Origin of the sequence: Spectribacter hydrogenoxidans (assembly GCF_031846275.1) — a bacterium.
In the GTDB taxonomy this organism is placed as follows: Bacteria; Pseudomonadota; Gammaproteobacteria; order Nevskiales; family Salinisphaeraceae; genus Spectribacter; species Spectribacter hydrogenoxidans.
Map to the genome: position 1 here is coordinate 242663 of NZ_JAVRIB010000002.1, position 20970 is coordinate 263632.

Below are 20970 nucleotides of genomic sequence, written 5' to 3' on the forward strand. Positions count from 1 at the left end.
GATAGGCCATGCTGCGGATGAGCGACATCGATCTGGCCGGCAAGCGGGTCCTGATCCGCCAGGATCTCAACGTGCCGGTGGACGAGCAGGGCCGGATTACCTCCGAGGCCCGTCTGCGAGCTTCGCTGCCGACCCTGCGCGGTGCGCTCGATGCCGGCGCCAGCGTGCTGGTGATGTCGCATCTGGGGCGGCCGAAAGAGGGCAAGCCGGACGCCGCCAACAGCCTGGCCCCCGTGGCGGCATGGCTGTCGCAGGCGCTCGGTGTCGATGTCCCGCTGGTCACCGACTGGCTCGACGGCGTCGACCTGCCGGCCGGCGCCATTGCCCTGTGCGAGAACGTGCGGTTCAACACGGGCGAGAAGGCCAACGATGAAGGGCTGTCGCGGCGCATGGCCGCCCTGTGCGATGTCTACGTGATGGACGCCTTCGGCACTGCCCATCGTGCCCAGGCCTCCACCGAGGGCGTGGCCCGGTTTGCGCCGACCGCCTGTGCCGGGCCGTTGCTGGCCCGGGAGATCGATGCTCTTTCCGCCGCGCTGGAAAATCCCAGGCGGCCGCTGGTGGCGATCATTGGCGGGTCCAAGGTCTCCACCAAGCTGGAGCTGCTGGAGAACCTGTCCGATGTGGCTGATCAGCTGATTCTCGGTGGCGGCATCGCCAATACCTTTCTGGCCGCGGCCGGTTTCGACGTGGGTGCGTCGCTGCACGAAGCTGATCTGGTGGATACCGCCCGCCGCATTCAGCAGAAAGTGGAAGCCGGCGGCGGCAACATTCCGCTGCCCACGGACGTCGTGTGCGCAACCGAGTTTTCGGTCGAGGCCCACGCCCAGGCGCGGCAGGCCAGTGAAGTGGAAAGCGACGAGATGATTCTCGACGTGGGGCAGCAGACCCGGTCCCGCTTCGCGGCGATTCTGGAAAGCGCCGGCACCATCGTCTGGAACGGCCCGGTGGGTGTGTTCGAGTTCGACCAGTTCGGCGGCGGCACCCGCTCGCTGGCCGAAGCCGTGGCCAGCAGTCCGGCCTTTTCGATTGCCGGCGGCGGCGACACCCTGGCCGCGATCGAGAAGTACGATATCGAGGCCGACATCTCCTATATCTCCACCGGTGGCGGGGCATTCCTCGAGTTTCTCGAGGGCAAGACCCTGCCCGCGATCGCCGCCCTGGAAGCGCGCAGCGGCGGCTAGCGGCGGTGACCCCGGCGACCCGGCCGGGTTGCCGAACGGCAGCGGGGTTGCTGTATCCTTGCCGGCTTCACGCGAGATAGCCCCTGGTTTGCAACCGAGTATCCCCTGACATGACCACCCGATTTGACGGCTCCGACGCCTACGTCGCCACTGATGATCTGAAGATGGCGGTGAATGCCGCCGCTACCCTCCAGCGGCCCCTGCTGGTCAAGGGCGAGCCCGGCACCGGCAAGACCATGCTGGCGCAGGAGGTGGCCGCGTCGCTGGGCAAGCCGCTGTTCGAATGGCACATCAAGTCGACTACCAAAGCACAGCAGGGCCTGTACGAATATGACGCCGTGTCCCGGCTGCGCGATTCGCAGCTCGGCGACGACAAGGTGCACGATATTTCCAACTACATTCTCCAGGGGCCGCTGTGGGAATGTTTTGAATGTGATGAGCAGCCGGTGCTGCTGATTGACGAGATCGACAAGGCGGATATCGAGTTCCCCAACGATCTGCTGCGCGAGATCGACCGGATGGAGTTCTACGTGTACGAGACACGCAAGACCATCAAGGCCAGGCAGCGCCCGATCATCGTGATCACCTCGAACAACGAAAAGGAGCTGCCGGATGCGTTTCTGCGCCGCTGCTTCTTCCACTACATCACCTTCCCGGACAAGGAAACGATGCAGGCCATCGTCGACGTGCATTTCCCGGGCATCAAGAAGAAGCTGCTGGCCGAGGCGATGGATCTTTTCTTCGACCTGCGCGAGATTCCGGGCCTGAAGAAGAAGCCTTCGACCTCGGAGCTGCTCGACTGGCTGAAACTGCTGCTGGCGGAGGACATCCCCGCCGAGACCCTGCGGGCCGCGGACGTCAAGCAATCCCTGCCGCCGCTTTACGGGGCGCTGCTCAAGAACGAGCAGGACGTGCACATGTTCGAGCGCCTCGCATTCATGTCGCGACGGCAGTAGCGGGACACATTTAACGGCAAGGGCCGCAGAACACGCGAAGCGTGACAGCACTTGTATCATCGACTTTGCGGCCTTTGCGTATTTTGCGGTTAGCGTTTCTATGCTGACGGAATTCTTCTACGAACTGCGGCGCGGCGGACTCAAGTGCTCGGTCACCGAGTATCTGACCCTGCTGGAAGCGCTGGACGCCCGCGTGGCCTATGGCAGCCTGGATCAGTTCTACTATCTGTCGCGCGCCACGCTGGTCAAGGACGAAACCCAGTTCGATCGCTTCGACCGGATCTTCGGCGAATATTTCAAGGGCATCGAGAACGCCGCCGGCGAGCTGTTCGAGGACATCCCGGAAGACTGGCTCAAGCGCATGGCCGAGCTTGAGCTCAGCGAGGAGCAGAAGGCGCAGGTCGAGGCGATGGGTGGCTGGGAAGCCCTGATGGAAGCACTCAAGAAGCGTCTGGAAGAACAGACCGAGCGCCACGAGGGTGGCAGCAAGTGGATCGGTACCGCCGGTACCTCCCCGTTCGGCGCCTATGGCTACAACCCCGAGGGCATCCGCATCGGGCAGGACGGCTCGCGCAACCGTAGCGCGGTCAAGGTCTGGGACAAGCGCGAGTTCGCGAACCTGGATGACTCACGCGAGATTGGTACCCGCAACATCAAGATGGCGCTGCGCCGGTTACGCCGGTTTGCCCGCGAAGGGGCCGCCGACGAGCTGGACCTGGATCACACCATTGATTCGACCGCCCGCAATGCCGGACTGCTGGACATCCAGTGGCGGCCGGAGCGGCACAACGCGGTCAAGATCCTGCTGTTCTTCGATGTGGGCGGGTCAATGGATCCGCACGTGCGGGTGTGCGAGGAACTGTTCTCCGCCGCGCGCATGGAGTTCAAGCATCTCGAGTACTTCTACTTTCACAACTTTCTCTACGAAGGCGTGTGGAAGGACAACCGGCGCCGTCGCACGGAGAAGATTTCCACCTTCGATGTGTTGCACAAGTATCCGTCGGACTACAAGGTGATTCTGGTCGGCGACGCCACCATGAGTCCCTACGAGATTGCCTATCCCGGCGGCAGCGTCGAGCACTGGAACGAGGAGGCCGGGGCGGTATGGCTGCAGCGGCTGCTCGAGGTTTACCCGAAGACGATCTGGCTCAATCCGGAACCGGAGAAGCACTGGTCGTATACCCCGTCAATCCAGATGACGCGGGAGCTGATGGGGGACCATATGTTTCCCATGACCCTGGAAGGCCTGGATCGCGCCACCTCCTACCTGACCCGGTAGCGTCGAACGCTCGCGGAGGCTGGTAAGCTCTTTTGGCCGCCTGCGGTATCGGGCGTGTCATCAATAACAAGGAGGGGGTCATGAGCATATCCATGATGGCGCTGGCAGGGTTTGCTGCCTGGACGCTTGCATTCATCATCGTCACCATCGGCTATCGGGGCGCCCGCGTTCTCACGGGCCAGTTGAAGGCGGATGCGTGGACGCGCGGTCGGGCGATCGAGGATCCGCCTGTCGTCAAGCGCCTCAACGACGCGTTCGCCAATTGCCTGGAGATGCTGCCGATCTTCGCAGCAGTCATCCTGGCGGCCGCGGTTGCGGGGCAATCCGCGATCACCGACGGGCTGGCCATGATCTTCCTGGCAGCGCGCATCGGTCAGTCGGTGTCGCATATCGTCTCGGTGCATCACCTGATGATCTTCTTCGTGCGTTTCCCACTGTTCCTGGTGCAGGTGGGCATTCTCGTGATCTGGCTGCACGGACTGCTGCTGGGCTAGCGGTGTCGTGCTCCAAGCCGCAAGCGGGGCGGCGCCGTAAGCCGTGATGCCGCGCCCGCGCCGGGCCGGCGTGCTGGGCGCCGTACCCACCATCGTGGGCCTGGTGGCAGTCGTCCTGTTGGCCGGCAACGCCTGGATGGTGACGGCGGCGAGACCGCACGTGTATGCCGACGCCGGCACCATCCCGGCCAATCAGGTCGGGCTGGTGCTGGGAACCAGCCCATATACCCGTTCCGGGGAACGCAACCAGTTGTTCCGACACCGGATCGAGGCGGCGTCAGCATTGTTCCATGGAGGCAAGGTTGAACATCTGTTGCTGTCCGGCGCCAATCCCGACGACACCTACAACGAACCGCGCAAGATGTATCAGGCGCTCATCGAGGCGGGGGTGCCGGGGGATGCGATGACGTTCGACTTTGCCGGCTTCCGGACACTGGATTCCATGATCCGGGCACGGGAGGTTTTCGGTCTGGATAACGTCACCGTGATCTCCCAGCGCTACCACTGCTACCGGGCGGTTTTCCTCGGCCGCCAGCGGGGACTCTCGACCATCGCCTATGCGCATCCGCAACAGGATGAACGGCAATCCCTGCGGGTCGAGGCGCGCGAGTATCTCGCGCGCATGGCCGCGCTGCTGGATCTGTTCGTGCTGGATACCGGGCCGAGGTTCCTCGGCGAACTCCGCCAGCTGCCGCCGGATACCGGTCTGGCCGCAGACAAAAAAAAGGCGCCGACCCTGGAGTCGGCGCCCGAGTGAGCACGATTGGCTTACGCGGTCAGAACGTGTAACGCATAAAGACGTTCACGAAATCGCGATCCTCGAACAGGTTGTTGGTGTAACCGCCGCCGCGCACGCCGTTAGGCACGTTCGGACCCGCATTGGTATCCAGGCCGCCCCAGAACGCAGTGTAAGACAAGCCCGCTTCCCAGGCGTCCAGATATTCTGCGGTCAGCCCCAGCGAGGCCTGCTTGGTACCTTCCATATGATTGCGGACCGGCGTCGGGCTGTTGCCATCCACATCATGGAAAAAGCGCAGGCTCGGGGTGAGATTAAAGCGGTTCAGCACGTTCTGGTAGCGCAGTGCTAGTGCCAGGCGATAACCCCACGAGTCGGCGTCGGCATAACCCGCCGGATCCTGGGCGGGTGTGCTGGTGACAAGCGCAGCGGCCGTGGTCTGGTTGGGCACGTAGGTGGCCGGGGCGTCCAGTGGCAGCTCGCTGGTGTCGGGCATGCCGGAGACATGCATGCCCGCGAACTCGGCGAGCATGATGGTCTGGTTGGCGCCGGTCCAGTTGGGCCCGAGAATCTTGGTAAACGAGATGTCCCACTGATACACGTCACGGCGTATATAGCCGTCGAATCGTTTGCCGGGGGCAAACGGGGTATTGGTGAACTCGCTGTAGGTGGTGAACTGCACGGCCGGCGAAGGTTCGGAGTTATCGGCGCCCAGCGCGAACAGCAGGATATCGACGTCATCCACCTGCAGCGGCTGATCCTGTTTGACGCTGATCTCGCCCTGCACGGCGACATTCGCGAAGGCCAGATAGCTGTTGAAGCTAAGGCCGTATAGCTTGATGTCCTCCGGGTAATCGAGGAGATAGCGGCCGCTGCCGGTAATCGGCAGGTTGGTGTCAATGGTGCCGTCGCCATTGGTGTCGAGCGGTACGAATGTGTCGACGGTACGCCCGCTGATCAGCGGCAAGCGGCTGTGATAGTTCATCGCATAAAGCGACAGGTCGGTGCTGTTGAGCCATTCCAGGTAGAAGTTCAGCCGGCCGCCGTACTGGCCGCTGTCCGACGGCTCGTTGTTGGCGCCCCGCGGAATATTGGTGCCGCCCGGTGCGTCGCCCATGCCGGGCGGGCAGGCCCCGCCGGCGGTGATCGACGGCGTGTTCTCATTACAGCGCCCGAAGCCGATCATGGCGTCGGTGCCCCCTGCGCCCACGAAATCGGTGGTGGAGAAGAAGGTGCCGGCCGGATCGGGAATGGTTTCCTCCCATTCCAGCTGGTAGAAGCCCTCGAGAGAGATTGTGTCGGTCAGTGCGGTCGAGAGGTAGACGGCATTGAAGGGCCGGAAGACTTCCTTCACTTCCGCCCCGGGCCCACGCGCCTGGCGGGCGTCAATCGGCACGATGCTGTTGATCCCGTTCTGGATGAAGGTGGACTCACCCCAGTTGATCACCTGCCGACCGAGACGGACCGATACGTTTCGATCGGCGACGTTGAAGTTGCCGAACAGGTAGAGGTCGAACAACTCGGCGTCGTTGGCAATCGCATCCTGAACATTGCTGTTCTTGTTGGCCAGGAACGCATTCGAGCGGCTGCGCCCGGGACCGAAATCCTCGGCCGGGAAGAAATCGTCATCCTCCAGTCGCGGGTCGTAGCGGTAGTTGCCGCGGGCGAAGACACCCCAGTCGCCCCGCTGGATCTTGAGTTCGCTCGAAAGCTTGATCTGGGAAAAGAATACGTCGCCCGCTTCGCTAAAGCTCTGATTACCGTCATCACTGTTGACGGAGTAGGAGCCCAGCGCACTGTTGGGGGCGCTGTTCCCCGGCACGTTATTGGCCTTGCCGATCAGCTCACGGTTCGCATCCTGCGTACGCATGGCCAGGCCGGCCGTGACAGAACTGATCAACTCGATATCGAAATCATTGATTTGGTAGTCCAGCGCGTGGCCTGCGCCGGACGCGGCCAGCAACAAACTGCCCGCCAGCGTGGTAAATATTTGATGGCGACTCATGAGCAATCCCCTCCCGGTGCTTGTCGTTGTCATTTATCCGATTCGGCTATCGGGTCGCGCGGCGCTGGATGTTGCGCGGGTTGAAGTAGTTCTTGTCGTACTCGACGGTGGAATCCCAGAACGCCTCTTCCTCGTTGTTCAGGCCCAGCAGCAGGTAGCGGCCGGAATCCAGGTCATAGGATGAGAGCATGACCGGGGCCATGAAGGGACGGTCGTAAAGCTGCACGGTGTGGCCTTCCATGACCCGCCAGAGTTCGCCACGCTGATCCCACTGGTCGGCGGCAACAATATTCCAGCTGTCCTCGTCGATATAGAACCGGCGCTTGGCGTAGATGTGGGAGGTACCGTCCTTGACCGTTGCCTCGACCACCCAGACCCGGTGCAATTCGTAGCGCATCAGGTCCTGGTTGGTGTGGTCCGCGTTGAACACACTCTCGTAGGTCGGCGCCAGCTGGAGGTCGTAGCTGTTATAGGGGACGTAGATTTCCTTCTTGCCGACCAGTTCCCAGTTGTAGCGATCGGTGGCGCCGTTGAACATGTCGAACTGATCGTTCGTCCGCATGCCATCAGAGTCGGTACCCGGGTTGTCGTAGGCCACGTTCGGGGCGCGACGAATACGGCGCTGCCCCGGGTTGTACAGCCACGCGCGGCGCGGTTCTTCCACCTGGTTGATGGTCTCGTGCACCAGCAGGATCTGCCCGGCACTGCGTGGCGGCTCCAGCACCGTCTGCAGGAAATAGATCGAGATGTTCTCCAGATCGCTGGGCTCGATACCCTGCCGGTTGTAGGGGAACTTGGTCTCGATCAGCAGCTTGCTCAGGCGATAGTCGTCGCCCGGCTGGGTGACAATCTGCGCACTGGTGTACTTGACGTCTCCGCCCCGGTAGCGAAGCTTGTGATTCCAGACGGCGGCCTTGCCCGGGTTGCTGGTCTCCTTGATGAAGGGAAACGGAATGCCCCCGGTGGCGCCAGCAATGCCTTCGCCGTCCTCGATCAACTCGCTGTTTGCGGCGTTATCGGCCACCGCCTTGTACACCCAGTCCGGATCCGCGTAACTGCGCCGTGTTTCGTAGACCGGCATCTTGTAGGTATCCGGCCAGCGCTGGAGCAGGGCGATCTGGCCGTCGGTGAGATGATCCCGATGCTCGTCCAGATTGTCGGCGGTGATCACGAATTTTGGTTCGTCGTTCGGATAGGGGTTGGCATAACGACCTTCTGCTCCGCCGAAGTCGGTCGGTGCGGTCGTCAGCCCGCCATCCCAGGCGGGGATCGTGCCGGCCTCGTTACCGGCGCGCTCCGCCCCCGTCGGGGTGATCTCATCGCCGCCGAGCCGGGCGGCCTGCTCTGGTGACACGCCAGCCAGCGCAGTAGTGCTGGCCACGGCAAGGTAGAAGCCGGCGGCGCCGACTCGGCAGATATGTTTCATCTCCATCCTCCAGTTCGCGGTCCTGGCATTGGCGTTCGGTGCCTCGTTACGGGCCCTGGTTGACGCCTCTGCATAAAGCTTCTCGGGTATCGGCTGTCGGGCGGTGTTCCGAACCCCGGATTGGGCACCCCGTCCGGCCGGTATCAGTCACTGTCACTCACCGTGATCGTGGTCAGCGTTGGGTCGTTGCCGATCTGCGCCTCGGTAAACCGGATCGGGCGGTAGTCGCCCGCCGAGAATCGCGCCTGTTGATCGGCGAAGAACGGCGACGTCGAATCGCTGGACTGCGAGTAGCTCAACAGCCCCACGGCCTCCGGGCCGCTGTCACCGAACGACAGTCCGAAATGCCAGCTGGTGCCGTTGTTGCGCAGCCAGCCATCGATGCCGGCCGTGGCTGACAAACCGCCGGTGTTGGCCACGGTTTCCTGGGGCGCGATGACCGGATACAGCGTGTCCTGGGCCAGTGGAGATGCACTCAACGAATTGTCGTTGAATACGCCGCTTACCTCGCCGTCACCACCGGGCCATGGAATCGGCGCTCGCGTGGGCGAAAGGCTGGCGAAATCCAGGGGTGCGGCGTTGTTCGAGGGCAGCACGAACTGCACCTGGCCCAGCGGTGCGGCATAGGGGATGCCTGCGTTATCCAGTGCATCAAGCCCGGCCGCGAGTGCGCCAAGCATGGGGTCTTCAGCCAGGTCGGTGGGTGGGTCGGCCGGAGTCCGCGGGGTGTTGACCGGGTCAGCCGGGTCGAATGGCACGGTCAGGTCGCCAGGCAGCTGGTCGTCGTAATTGGCGATGAATACCCGGAAGACGTGGGCGCCCACGCTGTCCAGATTGAACAGGCCGTCCCAGTTCGCCAGCACCGCGCAACCCTGATCGACCGATCGGCTGCCGCCGGCCGTAGTCACCGGGTCGGCGCCAACCGCCGCACATCGGGTTCGCAGGGCATCAAGCACGCCAGTGACGCCGGGTTCGCTGTACAGGGCCCGGTTGGAATACAGCATGTCCATCAGCTCGGTGCCGTTGAACAGACCATCGTTACCGGCCGGGGCTACCGAACTGGGCCCGCTTTCGGTTGGATTTTGCAGCATGTGCAGGCCCAGTCGAGTTCGCGGTCCCTGTTGTGTTTCCACCGGACCATACAGTGGCGAGAAGCCCGTTAGAAACTCGTCCGGGTTGGTGGCCCAGTAGCTGTCATTGGAGTTCTGGACGAAGTCGCTGCGGGTCAGTTTGGGCATGGCTTCGAACGGGGCGAGGAAATCCCGGCTGCCGGGCTGCCAGTCGAACAGCGAGGTGGTTCCGGGAAGCACGGCAAAACCCTGGCTGAATGCCGCTGCAATGACCGGATCGTTGGCAAGGTCGTTGCGGAATGCGGCAATCGCCTGCGGTGAGAGGTTAGGCACGGAGCTGCCGTCGATGTAGAAGGCGTTGCCCTGGTCGTCCGCGTACATGGTGTTCACCCACAGCGTGCCGCGGTTGTTCGCGAATACGGACTGGAACTCCTCCAGATTGCTGGCTCGACCCATGCCCAGCCACTGGTCAATGATGTCGTCGGCACGGGCATTGGCGTCGCGGTAGGTAATGGCGGCCTGTACGCCGTTAAGTACGTCGCCCCAGGCCGGGAACGCGGGATTGATGAGATTGGCCGCGATCATGGGACCGTATTCCGAATAGTAGAAGTCCTTCTCCAGCGTCATGGTCTGCGGGCCGCCGGTCGCCACCTCGATGGTGAATGTGCGCTTGTTGATGGGCCGGGCCTGGTCATCCTTGATGTACGTCGTGCCGTCGCCGGCGGTCAGTGCCAGGACATAGGCAGTGAAGCGATTGGAGGTCGTGACCGTGTGGGTCCAGCCCAGATTCTCGTTGAAACCGATCTGCGGCAGCGGGTAGCCGATCAGGCCCGCGCCGACCACATCGATGACGTCCGGCACGGTCATATGGCTCTGCCAGAAACGGCGTGGTCCGTTGTAGGGGAAATGAGGATTGGCAAGCAGCGCACCGCCGCTGGTTTCGGACAACTCGCTGCCGATGCCCCAGCCATTGCTGCCCATGGCCAGTGGCAGCTCGTCGAGCTGCTTCTGCAGGTCGATGTCCGGCAGGTTGTCCACGGACATGTCCGCGACCAGGTCGCGGGCGGCTTCGATCTGTTGATCGCTCATGCCCGAGGTCATCACCGGGCGTGGTGACGGGTCGACGTTCGGGGGTGCTGCTGCGAACAGTACGCCGGTAGTGAACAGATCGCCGCTGGCGAACAGAGCGATGATGCGGTAGTAGGCGAATAGATCGACTGGCGTGATCGGGCGCACCCACGGCTGATTGGCGCAACGTGGGTTGGTGATCCCGGCGGCACCGCCCTGGGTGGCCAGATAGTCGTTATACCCGGCGGCAAAACCCTGGATGATGGCGCGGCTCTCGTCGGAGAGCTGGTCGAATTCGGCCTCGGCCTTGTCATAGACTTCCAGCGCCTTGTAGCTGAAATCCTTGATGATGTTGATGTTCTGCGGGCCGGGTCCGAAGAAGCGCGCCCGCTGGCTATTGGCTTTGACCACCTGCTCGGCAATCAGGCAGATATTGTCCTGCGCCTGCGCATAGCCCTGGCCGAAGCCCGCGGACTCGAGGTTGTCGGCACGGATGTGTGCGGCGCCATTCGTGGTGCGCCGAATTTCCGCCTGCAGGTTATCGTCGCCATCGAAGATGCGATCGGCCGGGACCGGCGCGGGACCACCGGGGTCACCAGCGTTGGGCGGCGCGCCGTTGTTGTCACCGCCGCAACCCGCAACCATCGTCATGCTGAAGACCAGGGCCAACCCGGTCGTGCGCATCCCGCGCACTGAATCGTTCATCATCATGTCCAGTCTCCTCTCCATCGCACCGGCTTTCGTTATGTTGTCGGCTGCATCGCCGTCTGCTTCAGTAGTAAGCACGCCGTGCAGCAAAAAGGCAATCGGCAATCATTCTTACGCATGACGACCGTACCTGGTGGCACCGGACTGCAATAAACAGGTGTGTTGCGCCGCGTTATTGCGGTATTTCCGGGCGCGTGGGAATTCGGTCAGATGCCGAGGAATTGCACGATGCGCGCAGCCACTTCTGCCGGCTGTTCAAGGTGCAGCATGTGGCCGCAGTCGGGTAGCAGGTCGTGCGTGACGTCCTGGAAGCAGTCTCGGCGCCGCTGCATTTCGGCGGCGTCGATCCACCGGCTTGCCGGTGATCGACCTCCGTCCAGGCAGAGGACCGGCGCGGTCACCTGCCGCCAGACCGCCATGTAATCCTCGGGATGGAACGCCACCGGGAACGGCACGCGATGCAGGGGATCACTGGCCAGCCGGATGCCGCCGTCGTCGTCGGGACGCGACCAGTCCCGGGCAAGCTGGCGGACCTGTGCCTCGTTAAGCTCCGGATACCGGGCGTGGATTCGGCCGGCCAGAGCATCGAGGTCCGGATAGCGGCGCGGGGCCGGCGGCCGGGATTGTGCTGCCAGCCAGTCGCGGTAGCGGCGGGGCATGGTTTCGGATGCCGTGGCCGGCACGTTGAGGCTGTCCAGACAGATCAGATGGGTGACGCGCTCCGGCCGCACGCCCGCGTACAGGCTGGCGATCTGCCCGCCCATGCTGTGACCGACCAACGCGATAGGTTCGCTGCCGGCCAGCGAGTCGATCAAGGCATTGAGGTCGGCCACGTAATCGGGAAACCAGTAACCGTTCGGGGCCCGATCACTGTCCCCGTGGCCGCGCCAGTCCGGTGCCAGCAGGCGGGCGTTCGGCGAAAGATGCTCGGCCACGGGGGCGAAGCTGGCGCCGGTATCCAGCAACCCGTGCAGCAGGAAGACGAGCGGCCCGTCCTCCCGCGGCCAGTGGCGCACGCAGTGGCTGAGACCGCGCACCGACGTGAACGACCGTTGGCAGCCGCCGGTTGTCATGCTGATCCGAAGATAGGCGGCCGGGCGCCTTCGCGAGTGGCGGTGGCCGCGCGGATGACGTCGTGTATGAAGGCAAGCTTGTCGCGGGCCGGCCCTTCCTGCAATACGAAGGGATAGGCGTCGGACAGTCCCATGCTGCGGTTGATCGCGTTCATGCCGGTCGCCAGGCGGGTCCAGGCGTGCATCATGGTGTCGAATTCCTCCAGTCGCTCGCGCCAGGGCCGGGGCGGCACGAACTGGAACTGCAACGCCGTGTCCAGCGTGTCGGTCATGTGCATGTAGTGGGCCCAGGACTCGGCCCAGTCCTCCCAGGGATGGGCGGTGGCGTAGGCGGTGATGGCGTAGCGGGACCAGTCCGCCGGTGGTCCTTCCTGGTAATGCCGCTGCAGGGACTGGGCATAGTCGGCGCGCTCGTCGCCGAACAGGTCGCGGAATTCGGCGACCCGGCCGCCGCGCTCGATCAGCAGGCTCCAGTAATAGTGACCGATCTCGTGCCGGAAATGGCCCAGCAGGGTGCGATAGTTCTCGCCCATCTGTGCCTGCATGCGGGCGCGGGCCACTTCGTCGGCCTCGGCCAGGTTGATGGTGATGATGCCGTTGAGATGGCCGGTGGAGACCGGGTCGGCGCCGATCAGCGGTTCGGTGAATTCGGAATCGGTATCGCGATCGGACAGGAAATCGAACGCCAGGCCCTGTTGCGGATCCCGATCGCGGCCGACCACGGGCAGGCCGAGATCAAGGAGGGTATAGAGCATGTGCCGCTTGGCGGTTTCCAGTCGGTACCACAATGCCGGGTGGCGTGGATGCGACAGGTTGGGCGTGACGCGATTCAGCCGGCAGGCGAAACAGAATGCGTCGGGTTGATCGACGGGAATCAGCCAGTTGCAGACGTCGTGATCGGCGTAGTTGCGGCAAAGTCGGAAAGTGGCGCCGCGCACCCGGCCGGCGTTGGGCACCTGCCAGCAGCCGTCGGTGCCGGGTTCCAGCGCGGTCATGGTGTTTATGCCCGGCGCATAGCCGAGCAGCCGATCACAGGAGGCGCAGCGGCTGTTGCGAAAGAAGATGCTGTTGCCGCACTGGCACTGGAAGGTCTTCAAGCCTCCGCCTCCACACGCATGCCGAAGTAGGTGGCATCGATGCAGGCATGCAGGCCGATGAGTTGACGCTGGACGTGATCGAGAAAATCGCTGAGCCCGTGCTCGACCAGACTGGCCATACTGGCTTCGCCCAGTATTGCTTCGGTGCGCCGGCAGAGCTCGATGCCGGCGGCGCCATCCGGCAGCCGTGCCAGTCGTTTTTCAGCGGCTTCCACGCAGAAGCGCACCGACCGCGGGAAGGCCTGGTTCTGCAGCAGAAAACCCAGAACCCGCGGGCCGGATACCCGGCTGCGGACATGTCGGCGATACATCTGGTAACCCGACAGCGACCGCAGCATGCTTAACCACTGCAGGCTCTGGAACGGCGGTAATCCGTCACGCGCCTGCTCCAGCAGGTCCTCGGTGCGCACATCCACGATCCGGGTGGTCATGTCGGCCCGCTCGATGTTCACCCCGAGTTGCAGGAACTCGTAGGCGGCATCGCGGCTCATGCCGCTGTCGAGCAGTCCCGCCACCATGCGGCCGCAGCGCAGGACCCGATCCAGCAGCCCCTGGCGCCGGCGTCGTGGCAGGGTCTCGTTACCGTGGCCGGAGAGAAAGTTGTAGAGCTCGTTGATCTCTTCCCAGGCTTCGCGCGGCACGATGTCGCGGGTGGTGCGCAGGTTGTCGCGGGCCGAGGCCAGCGACTGCCGAATGGACGTCGGGTTGAGCGGGTCCAGAATCAGAAAGCGCATCACGTCGAGTTCGCCGCCCTCGGGATAACGCTCGTCGAAGAATGCTTCGGCCCCGTTGATTTCCACCAGGGGACGCCAGTCGAAATCGGTCTGACGCGGCAGGTCGAGCAGCAGATAGGTGGTGACGTTGATCAGGCGGGCGGTGTTCTCCGCGCGCTCGATGTAACGACCGGCCCAGTACAGGTTGTTGGCAACGCGGGACAGCATTACTCGACCACCCAGGTGTCCTTGCTGCCACCACCCTGAGAGCTGTTGACCACCAGTGACCCCTCGCGCAGCGCGACCCGGGTCAGGCCGCCCATGGTCACGTAAGGGTCCTCGCGGGCGAGGATGAACGGTCGCAGGTCCACGTGGCGGGGCGCCAGTTCGCCGTCCACCAGGGTCGGTGTCGTGGACAGCGCCAGCGTGGGCTGGGCGATGTAGTTACCGGGCCGCGCCCGGATCAGATCAGCGAACACCGCCCGCTCTTCGGCGCTGGACCTCGGCCCTACCAGCATGCCGTAGCCGCCGGATTCGTTGGCCGGCTTGACCACCAGCTGATCGAGGTTGGCCAGGACGTGATCTCGCTGTTTCGGGTCCATGCACAGGTAGGTCGGCACATTCGGCAGTATGGGCTCTTCGCCGAGGTAATAGCGGATCAGCTGCGGCACAAAGGCATACACCACCTTGTCGTCCGCCACCCCGGCTCCCGGCGCATTGGCCAGCGCCACATTACCCTTGAGCCAGGCGCGCATCAGTCCCGGAGTGCCGAGCATGGAATCGCGGTTGAATGTCTCCGGATCGAGAAACAGGTCATCCACCCGCCGGTAGATCACGTCGACCCGCTGCAGTCCGAACACTGTCCGGGTGTAGACGCAGTCGTCGTCGGTCACCACCAGATCACTTCCCTGGACCAACTCCGCGCCCATCTGCCCGGCCAGCCAGGCGTGTTCGAAGTAGGCCGAGTTGTAGATGCCGGGCGTCAGCAGCGCCACGTTGGGCGTCTCGCCCGGGCGGGGTGACAACTGGGCCAGCGTGTCCAGCAGTTCGCTGGGGTATTCATCCACCGGCAGGATCGACATGCGTTCGAAGATTTCCGGAAACACCCGCTTGCAGATCAGGCGATTCTCCACCATGTAGGCTACCCCGGAGGGGACACGCAGGTTGTCCTCCAGCACGAACAGACTGCCGTCGGCGTCACGCACCAGATCCGAGCCACAGATATGCGCCCAGATATCGCCCGGTGGCCGCATGCCGACGCACTGGGGCCGGAAATTCATCGACTGGGCCAGCACGTCTCTCGGCAGAACGCCGTCACGAACAACCAGCTGCCGGTCGTAGATATCCGCGATGAAGGCATTGAGCGCGGTCAGTCGTTGCACCAGGCCGGTGCGGGCACGCTGCCATTCGCGAGCATCAATGACCCGCGGCACGATGTCGAACGGCCAGGCGCGGTCGATCGCCGAACCTTCCGAGTACACCGTGAAGGTGATGCCCATGGCCTGAATCGCGAGGTCGGCCGCCAGGCGCCGGGCCTCCCGCTCCTCGGCCGGCCAGCCCTGCAGGTATCCCAGCAACTCGGCTGCGGCCGGCCTCGCAACCCCTTGACTGTCGAACAGTTCGTCGTAGCAGCCCGGGCTTTGATAGGGCTTGGCTCTGGTGGGCGGTGACAGGTCGACCATGGGCATCGGTTGCGGGGCGCGGTGATGGTTCAAACTAGCAAGAAACCGGCCATGGCGAGTCGATAACGAGTGTTAGAGTTCGCTCATGGTTCCGATGGAAATCCTGCCCATGTCATTCCGCCACCTTGTGCTTGTCGTCGTCATCGCGATGGGCGCCATGCCGGCGGTCGCGGCGGACATCAATGCCCGACGCCTGATTACCGATGACTGCACCGGCTGCCACGGCAACGAGGTATTCAGCCGCCAGGACCGCACGGTGAGTTCGATGCCGGGGCTCAAGGCGCGGGTGCGCAACTGCACCGCGGTCGCCGGCGTGGACTGGAGTACCGACGAAGTTCGGGCCGTGATCGAGTACCTGAACGAGCGCTACTACGATTTCTGAGGCATGAATGAGTCAGCGTGCCCCTGACTACGACTCCTGCAGATAGGCTTTCAGCAGCGGCAGGCGGTCATTGCCCCAGAACATGGCGTCGCCCACGAAGAACGTCGGGGCACCGAAAGCCCCGCGGGCAACCGCCTCATCGGTGTTGGCGCGTAGCTGGTCCTTGATCTCCTGCGCCTGCATCCGCTGGGCCACGGTGTCGGCTTCCAGTCCCACGCTTTCGGCGGTCTCGGCCAGCACCGCGGCGTCGTTGATGTCCCGTCCCTCACCCCAGTGTGCCGCCATGATCGCCCTGGCGAATGCCGGCCCCTGGTCGCTTTCCTCGGCCACCAGGGCAGCGCGTAGAGACTGGATGCTGTTGGCGGGAAAGCTGTCGGGAAACCGCAGGGGAACGCTGTAGAGGCTGGCCCAGCGTTGTAGATCCTCGAACAGATAACGGCCCTTGGCCGCCACTTCCGCCGGCGCTCGGTTGCCGGTCGCCTTGAACACGCCTCCCAGCAGGAAGGGGCGCCAGCGGAGTGATATACCGGATTCCTCGGCGAGCTTCTCGATGCGCGTGGCAGCCAGGTAGGTATAGGGGCTGGCCGGATCCCAGAAGAATTCCAGACTCGAGGGTTGGGGCACGCCGATCTCCGCAATGGTGAGGTGCCGGATTCTGGCACCGGGGCGCGGCGGCCACAACCAATCCGGAAAGGTCACATGTTAAACTCCGCCCCCATGCAGCACCCCGCTTCAACCCCATGGCGATAACCGCCCGCGCCGGCGCCGCCATTGCGTTCAAGGGGCGCATGATGGCCCTGACGGTGGTGGAAATTCGCGACCCGGATCCGGAACGGCTGGCGCAGGATGCCCGGGCGCATATGGACAAGGCGGGCGACTTCTTTCGCGGCATGCCGGTGGTGATTTCACTGGGGGACACATCGGCCGATCTGTCGGCGCTGGCCGACTTGTTGCGCGGTCACGGCATGGTGCCTGTGGCGCTGCTGGACGGCGATCCCGATCAGGCAGCGGCCGCCGGGCTGGGCGTGATTGGCGCCGGCCGGGTGCCCGCAGAACCAAAGGCCGAACCCCGGCCCGCCCCGGCCCGCGCGGCACGGACCATCACCCGGCCGGTTCGTTCGGGGCAGCAGATCTACGCCCGCGATACCGATCTGGTGGTGATGGCGGCGGTTGGTGAAGGCGCGGAAGTAATTGCCGACGGCCACATTCACATCTACGGCACGCTGCGCGGCCGGGCGCTGGCCGGCGCTCAGGGTGACACCTCGGCCCGCATTTTCTGCCGGCGTTTCGAGCCGGAGTTGGTGGCCGTGGCGGGCAACTACAAGGTAGCGGATGATATGCCGGACAGCTGGCGGGGGCAGGCCGTGCAGGTACGGCTGGACGGCGAAAGCCTGATCATCGAACAACAGGAGTAGGGCGTGGCGCGAATAATAGTAGTGACCTCCGGCAAGGGCGGCGTGGGCAAGACCACCACCGCAGCCTCCTTTGCCGCCGGCCTGGCGAAGGCCGGGCACAAGACGGTGGTAATCGATTTCGACGTGGGGCTTCGCAATCTCGACCTGATCATGGGTTGCGAACGACGCGTGGTCTACGATTTCGTCAACGTGATTAGCAAGGAAGCCAACCTCAAGCAGGCGCTGATCCGGGACAAGCGGGTGGAGAACCTCTACATCCTTGCCGCCTCGCAGACCCGCGACAAGGACGCCCTGACCGATGACGGCGTGGCCCGCGTGCTCGAGGATCTGAGCGCCGACTTCGACTACATCGTGTGCGACTCGCCGGCCGGCATCGAGCGCGGTGCAATGATGGCGATGCACTTCGCCGACGAGGCGTTGATCGTGACCAATCCGGAAGTCTCGTCGGTACGGGATTCCGACCGCGTGCTGGGCATGCTGGAGGCCCGCACCAAGCGCGCCGCCAACGGCGAAGACCCGGTCAAGCAGCATCTGGTACTCACCCGCTACGCGTCATCGCGCGTGGGCAAGGGCGAAATGCTGTCGGTGGAAGACGTCACCGACATCCTCGCCATCCCGCTGCTCGGGGTGATTCCCGAATCCGAAGCGGTACTCAACGCGTCTAACGCCGGCAGTCCGGTTATCCTGGAGCAGGACAGCAGTGCTGGCCTGGCTTACGACGACATGGTGGCGCGGTTTCTGGGCGAGGATCGTCCGATGCGATTCCTCGAAGACAAGAAGGGGCTGTTCGGACGGATGTTCGGGAGGCGGGCATGAGCTGGCTGAACCTTTTCAAGGCCGACCGCAAGGGCTCGGCATCGCTGGCCAAGGAGCGCCTGCAGGTGGTGGTGGCCCACCGCCGGTCCAACCGCGGCGATCACCCGGCGTATTTCCCCAAGCTGCAGAAGGATCTGCTGCGGGTGCTGCGCAAGTACGTGGAGGTCAGCGACGACGCCGTGCAGATGGACATCGAGCGCGACGGGGACCTTGAAGTGCTTGAGCTGAACATCACGCTGCCCGAGCAGCAGGCGCGGAACTGACGCCGCCAGGCTTTCGTTCCCGGGTATTGCCGCCGTGAGCCATCAACAGCATTTCGATTACGTCATTGTCGGCGGCGGCTCGGCCGGTTGCGTGCTGGCCAACCGGCTATCGGCCGACCCCGACGTGTCCGTCTGCCTGCTCGAGGCCGGGCCTTCCGACCGCTGGAATCCGTTCATCCGCATCCCGGTCGGGGTGATCGCGATGATGTGGGGGCGCACCTACAACTGGGCCTTCCGCACCGAGTCACAGAAGAACCTGAACGATCGCGAACTGTTCTGGCCGCGGGGCAAGACGCTGGGCGGCTCCAGCGCCGTCAATGCCATGTGCTACACCCGCGGCGATCCCAGCGACTACGATCGCTGGGCCGAGCTGGGAAACCGTGGCTGGGGCTACCGTGATCTGTTGCCGTACTTCCGCATGTCGGAGAATTTCGAGGCCGGGGAAAACGAATATCACGGCGAAGGCGGCGGCTATAACGTCGCGCAACTGCGCGAGACCAATCCCCTCAGCGATGTGTTCCTCAAAGCCGCCGAGGAATGCGGCTTCCCCGCCAACAACGATTTTTCCGGCGCCACGGACGAGGGCTTCGGCTATTACCATGTGGCCCAGAAGGACGGGCGACGCTGCTCGAATGCCCACGCCTTCCTGCATCCGGTGGCCCGCCGGCCCAATCTGACCATCCTGACCCGCGCCCGGGGGCTGAAGGTGCTGGTCGAAGGCAAGCGGGCGGTCGGGGTGACGGTCAAGCGCAAGGGCCGCCTCCGGCCGAACGACATACGCGCCGACCGGGAAGTCATTCTCGCCGGCGGGGCGATCAACTCGCCGCAGCTGTTGCTGCTGTCCGGCATCGGGCCACGCGAGGAAATCGAGCCCCACGGCATCGAGCCGGTCCACGAGCTGCCGGGCGTCGGCCGCAACCTGCAGGATCATCTCGACATCACGCTGATCCACCGCGAACGAACGCGTCTGGGCATCAGCCTGCACCCGCGCTGGCTGCTTACCCGTGGCCTACCGGCGCTGATCCGCTATTTCCTGGGCGGGCGGCGAGGCGCGCTGACCAGCAATGTGGCCGAAGCCGGCGGATTCGTGAAGCTGCGCGCCGAGGATCCCGTCTGCAGTCTGCAATGCCATTTCCTGCCGGCCATCGAGCAGGATCATGGCCACAATCTCTGGAACACCTTCCGCTATTACGGCTATTCGCTTCGCATCTGCGATCTGCGGCCGCGCTCGCGCGGCCACATCGGGCTGCGCAGCGCCGCGCCCTCGGACGATCCCCTGATCCAGCCCAATTATCTTGATCAGAAGCCGGACCTGGATCACCTGGTGGCCGCGGTCAAGCTCGGCCGTCGCCTGCTCGACAGCGACGCCTTCGCGCCCCACCGGCGCGACGAGTTCAAGCCCGGTGCGGCGGTGCAGTCGGATAACGACATCCGCGAGTTCATCCGGGCCGAGGCCGAAACCATCTACCATCCGGTCGGCACCTGCCGTATGGGGCCGGATCCGGCCGAGGCCGTGGTCGACGACCGCCTGCGGGTCCACGGCATGCGCGGCCTGCGCGTGGTGGATGCCTCGATCATGCCAACGCTGGTTGGCAGCAATACCAATGCCCCGACAACTGCCATCGCCGAAAAGGCGGCCGTGATGATCCTGGAAGACCAGGGGAGCGATTCCGGCCACCTCAGGGCCGCCTGACACGGCGCTTGCCGGGGCCGGATGGCCGTTGTCGAAAATTGAGCATCGGATGATCCTTACAAAATGCATGTCGAGTGCTATATTCGGGATATCCGACATCATCCGGCGAAGTTGCCGGACCAGGGGGAAGCCATGAAAGCATTGATTCTGTCGCTGGCGCTTGCTGCGGGCGCCGTTACCCAGGCACATGCCCAGACGCTACCTGACCTCGGAGGCCTGCCAGGTGGCGGTTCGGCCCCGGATGCCGGGCTGCTTCTGGATCTCCTTAACGGCGGATTCGATCAGTTCGCCGGCGAAGATGGCATGTTGCCGGCCGGTGAGGGGGTGGCACAGCTCACGGGGCTGGGCGATCAGCTGCGCATGCTTGTGATAAATCCGTTGAACGACGCATTGCCCGAACCGCTTCTGCTACCGCTGCTGAGCGACCTCTCGATCGTCCTGTCAGACCTGAACAACGGCGGCACACCGTCGCTACCGGGGTTGCCGGACGGTGGGGATGTCGGTGAACTGCCGGAGTTGCCGGGCGCGGGTGATCTTCCTGACGCACTCGGGGACCTTCTCGGCCAGGCGGGTGGCGCCGAACAACTGCTGATGCTGCTTGAGTCGCTTTCCGGCGGTGGCCTGGATGACCCGGCCGCCATTGCCGACCTGCTGGACCCGGCTGCATTACAGAGCATGCTCGAAGAGTTGATCGGACAGTCAGGCGGGCTCGCGCCGCCGGCGGAATTGACGGACCTGCTCGACGCGATGGCACTGCAATCTGCCCTCGAAGATCTCATTGGCCAGGCAGGTGGCGCCGAGCAACTACAGGGTCTGCTTGAAGGCCTGCCAGGCGGTGTACTGCCCGAGGCCTGATTGTGCGAGGCCGGTGTTGGCCTTGGCCGCCTGCGTAACCCAGTCCACTGCGACT

At 64.1% G+C, this 20970-nt stretch carries 19 protein-coding genes; 11 read left to right on the plus strand and 8 right to left on the minus strand.

Features of this window, described 5'->3' with window-relative positions:
* Positions 1-17 precede the first annotated feature (17 nt).
* The 5 genes from RM532_RS02945 (at position 18) to RM532_RS02965 (ending at position 4670) form a co-directional block, all read left to right on the plus strand.
* Positions 18-1184, plus strand: a complete 1167-nt coding sequence (locus RM532_RS02945; protein WP_349255247.1) for a phosphoglycerate kinase — start codon at positions 18-20, stop codon at positions 1182-1184.
* Positions 1185-1294: 110 nt separating this feature from the next.
* Positions 1295-2140, plus strand: coding sequence for an AAA family ATPase (locus tag RM532_RS02950; protein ID WP_311651639.1), 846 nt, complete (start codon positions 1295-1297; stop codon positions 2138-2140).
* A 100-nt stretch (positions 2141-2240) separates the two neighbouring features.
* Positions 2241-3419 (plus strand): vWA domain-containing protein, encoded by a 1179-nt coding sequence (locus RM532_RS02955; protein ID WP_311651640.1) that lies wholly within the window; start codon positions 2241-2243, stop codon positions 3417-3419.
* 80 nt (positions 3420-3499) lie between these two features.
* Positions 3500-3913, plus strand: a complete 414-nt coding sequence (locus RM532_RS02960) for an MAPEG family protein (RefSeq protein WP_311651641.1) — start codon at positions 3500-3502, stop codon at positions 3911-3913.
* Positions 3914-3959: 46 nt separating this feature from the next.
* Complete coding sequence (locus tag RM532_RS02965; RefSeq protein WP_311651642.1) at positions 3960-4670, plus strand: SanA/YdcF family protein; 711 nt, start codon at positions 3960-3962, stop codon at positions 4668-4670.
* A 19-nt stretch (positions 4671-4689) separates the two neighbouring features.
* On the opposite strand, the gene RM532_RS02970 is transcribed toward RM532_RS02965, so the two are convergent.
* The 7 genes from RM532_RS02970 to RM532_RS03000 form a co-directional block, all read right to left on the minus strand.
* Entirely contained in the window at positions 4690-6654 is a 1965-nt protein-coding gene (locus tag RM532_RS02970; RefSeq protein ID WP_311651643.1) for a DUF1302 domain-containing protein, read from the minus strand.
* 46 nt (positions 6655-6700) lie between these two features.
* Entirely contained in the window at positions 6701-8080 is a 1380-nt protein-coding gene (locus RM532_RS02975; RefSeq protein ID WP_311651644.1) for a DUF1329 domain-containing protein, read from the minus strand.
* A gap of 143 nt (positions 8081-8223) precedes the next feature.
* Positions 8224-10929 carry a penicillin acylase family protein gene (locus tag RM532_RS02980; protein WP_311651645.1) on the minus strand — a complete coding sequence of 902 codons (2706 nt, stop codon included), beginning with the start codon at positions 10927-10929 and terminating at the stop codon, positions 8224-8226.
* A 203-nt stretch (positions 10930-11132) separates the two neighbouring features.
* Positions 11133-11999 carry an alpha/beta fold hydrolase gene (locus RM532_RS02985; RefSeq protein WP_311651646.1) on the minus strand — a complete coding sequence of 289 codons (867 nt, stop codon included), beginning with the start codon at positions 11997-11999 and terminating at the stop codon, positions 11133-11135.
* Positions 11996-13096: a zinc-binding metallopeptidase family protein gene (locus RM532_RS02990; RefSeq protein WP_311651648.1), complete on the minus strand. Its 1101-nt coding sequence runs from the start codon at positions 13094-13096 to the stop codon at positions 11996-11998. The genes RM532_RS02985 and RM532_RS02990 overlap by 4 nt, the downstream gene beginning before the upstream one ends.
* Positions 13093-14037, minus strand: coding sequence for an alpha-E domain-containing protein (locus tag RM532_RS02995; protein WP_311651649.1), 945 nt, complete (start codon positions 14035-14037; stop codon positions 13093-13095). Before RM532_RS02995 ends, RM532_RS02990 begins: the two co-directional genes overlap by 4 nt.
* A complete protein-coding gene (locus RM532_RS03000) occupies positions 14037-15491 on the minus strand; it encodes a circularly permuted type 2 ATP-grasp protein (protein ID WP_311651650.1) in 1455 nt (484 codons plus the stop codon). The genes RM532_RS02995 and RM532_RS03000 overlap by 1 nt, the downstream gene beginning before the upstream one ends.
* A 109-nt stretch (positions 15492-15600) precedes the next feature.
* On the opposite strand from RM532_RS03000, the gene RM532_RS03005 reads away from it, so the two are divergent.
* The gene (locus tag RM532_RS03005; RefSeq protein WP_311651651.1) at positions 15601-15873 is read left to right on the plus strand and encodes a hypothetical protein; all 273 of its coding nucleotides are present in this window, start codon (positions 15601-15603) and stop codon (positions 15871-15873) included.
* A gap of 27 nt (positions 15874-15900) precedes the next feature.
* Here the strand turns inward: RM532_RS03005 and RM532_RS03010 are convergent, their stop codons facing one another.
* Positions 15901-16497, minus strand: a complete 597-nt coding sequence (locus tag RM532_RS03010) for a 2-hydroxychromene-2-carboxylate isomerase (protein ID WP_311651652.1) — start codon at positions 16495-16497, stop codon at positions 15901-15903.
* 116 nt (positions 16498-16613) lie between these two features.
* Between RM532_RS03010 and minC the strand changes: the two genes are divergently transcribed.
* The 5 genes from minC (at position 16614) to RM532_RS03035 (ending at position 20915) form a co-directional block, all read left to right on the plus strand.
* A complete protein-coding gene (minC, locus tag RM532_RS03015) occupies positions 16614-17288 on the plus strand; it encodes a septum site-determining protein MinC (RefSeq protein WP_311651653.1) in 675 nt (224 codons plus the stop codon).
* A gap of 3 nt (positions 17289-17291) precedes the next feature.
* Positions 17292-18104, plus strand: coding sequence for a septum site-determining protein MinD (gene minD / locus RM532_RS03020; RefSeq protein ID WP_311651654.1), 813 nt, complete (start codon positions 17292-17294; stop codon positions 18102-18104).
* Positions 18101-18367 carry a cell division topological specificity factor MinE gene (gene minE / locus RM532_RS03025; RefSeq protein ID WP_311651655.1) on the plus strand — a complete coding sequence of 89 codons (267 nt, stop codon included), beginning with the start codon at positions 18101-18103 and terminating at the stop codon, positions 18365-18367. The genes minD and minE overlap by 4 nt, the downstream gene beginning before the upstream one ends.
* A gap of 34 nt (positions 18368-18401) precedes the next feature.
* Entirely contained in the window at positions 18402-20060 is a 1659-nt protein-coding gene (locus tag RM532_RS03030; RefSeq protein ID WP_311651656.1) for a GMC family oxidoreductase, read from the plus strand.
* 63 nt (positions 20061-20123) lie between these two features.
* On the plus strand, positions 20124-20915 hold the full coding sequence (locus RM532_RS03035) for a hypothetical protein (protein ID WP_311651657.1): 792 nt from the start codon (positions 20124-20126) through the stop codon (positions 20913-20915).
* The last annotated feature ends 55 nt before the right edge of the window (positions 20916-20970 follow it).

Excerpts from the sequence above, each read along its gene's own strand:
- minC (WP_311651653.1), top strand. The coding sequence starts at position 16,614 with ATGGCGATAACCGCCCGCGCCGGCGCCGCCATTGCGTTCAAGGGGCGC.
- RM532_RS02995 (WP_311651649.1), bottom strand. The coding sequence starts at position 14,037 with ATGCTGTCCCGCGTTGCCAACAACCTGTACTGGGCCGGTCGTTACATC.
- RM532_RS02970 (WP_311651643.1), bottom strand. The coding sequence starts at position 6,654 with ATGAGTCGCCATCAAATATTTACCACGCTGGCGGGCAGTTTGTTGCTG.
- RM532_RS02945 (WP_349255247.1), top strand. The coding sequence starts at position 18 with ATGAGCGACATCGATCTGGCCGGCAAGCGGGTCCTGATCCGCCAGGAT.
- RM532_RS03005 (WP_311651651.1), top strand. The coding sequence starts at position 15,601 with ATGTCATTCCGCCACCTTGTGCTTGTCGTCGTCATCGCGATGGGCGCC.
- RM532_RS02950 (WP_311651639.1), top strand. The coding sequence starts at position 1,295 with ATGACCACCCGATTTGACGGCTCCGACGCCTACGTCGCCACTGATGAT.
- RM532_RS02955 (WP_311651640.1), top strand. The coding sequence starts at position 2,241 with ATGCTGACGGAATTCTTCTACGAACTGCGGCGCGGCGGACTCAAGTGC.
- RM532_RS03035 (WP_311651657.1), top strand. The coding sequence starts at position 20,124 with ATGCATGTCGAGTGCTATATTCGGGATATCCGACATCATCCGGCGAAG.
- RM532_RS02980 (WP_311651645.1), bottom strand. The coding sequence starts at position 10,929 with ATGATGATGAACGATTCAGTGCGCGGGATGCGCACGACCGGGTTGGCC.
- RM532_RS02975 (WP_311651644.1), bottom strand. The coding sequence starts at position 8,080 with ATGAAACATATCTGCCGAGTCGGCGCCGCCGGCTTCTACCTTGCCGTG.
- RM532_RS02965 (WP_311651642.1), top strand. The coding sequence starts at position 3,960 with ATGCCGCGCCCGCGCCGGGCCGGCGTGCTGGGCGCCGTACCCACCATC.
- RM532_RS02960 (WP_311651641.1), top strand. The coding sequence starts at position 3,500 with ATGAGCATATCCATGATGGCGCTGGCAGGGTTTGCTGCCTGGACGCTT.
- minE (WP_311651655.1), top strand. The coding sequence starts at position 18,101 with ATGAGCTGGCTGAACCTTTTCAAGGCCGACCGCAAGGGCTCGGCATCG.
- RM532_RS03000 (WP_311651650.1), bottom strand. The coding sequence starts at position 15,491 with ATGGTCGACCTGTCACCGCCCACCAGAGCCAAGCCCTATCAAAGCCCG.
- RM532_RS02985 (WP_311651646.1), bottom strand. The coding sequence starts at position 11,999 with ATGACAACCGGCGGCTGCCAACGGTCGTTCACGTCGGTGCGCGGTCTC.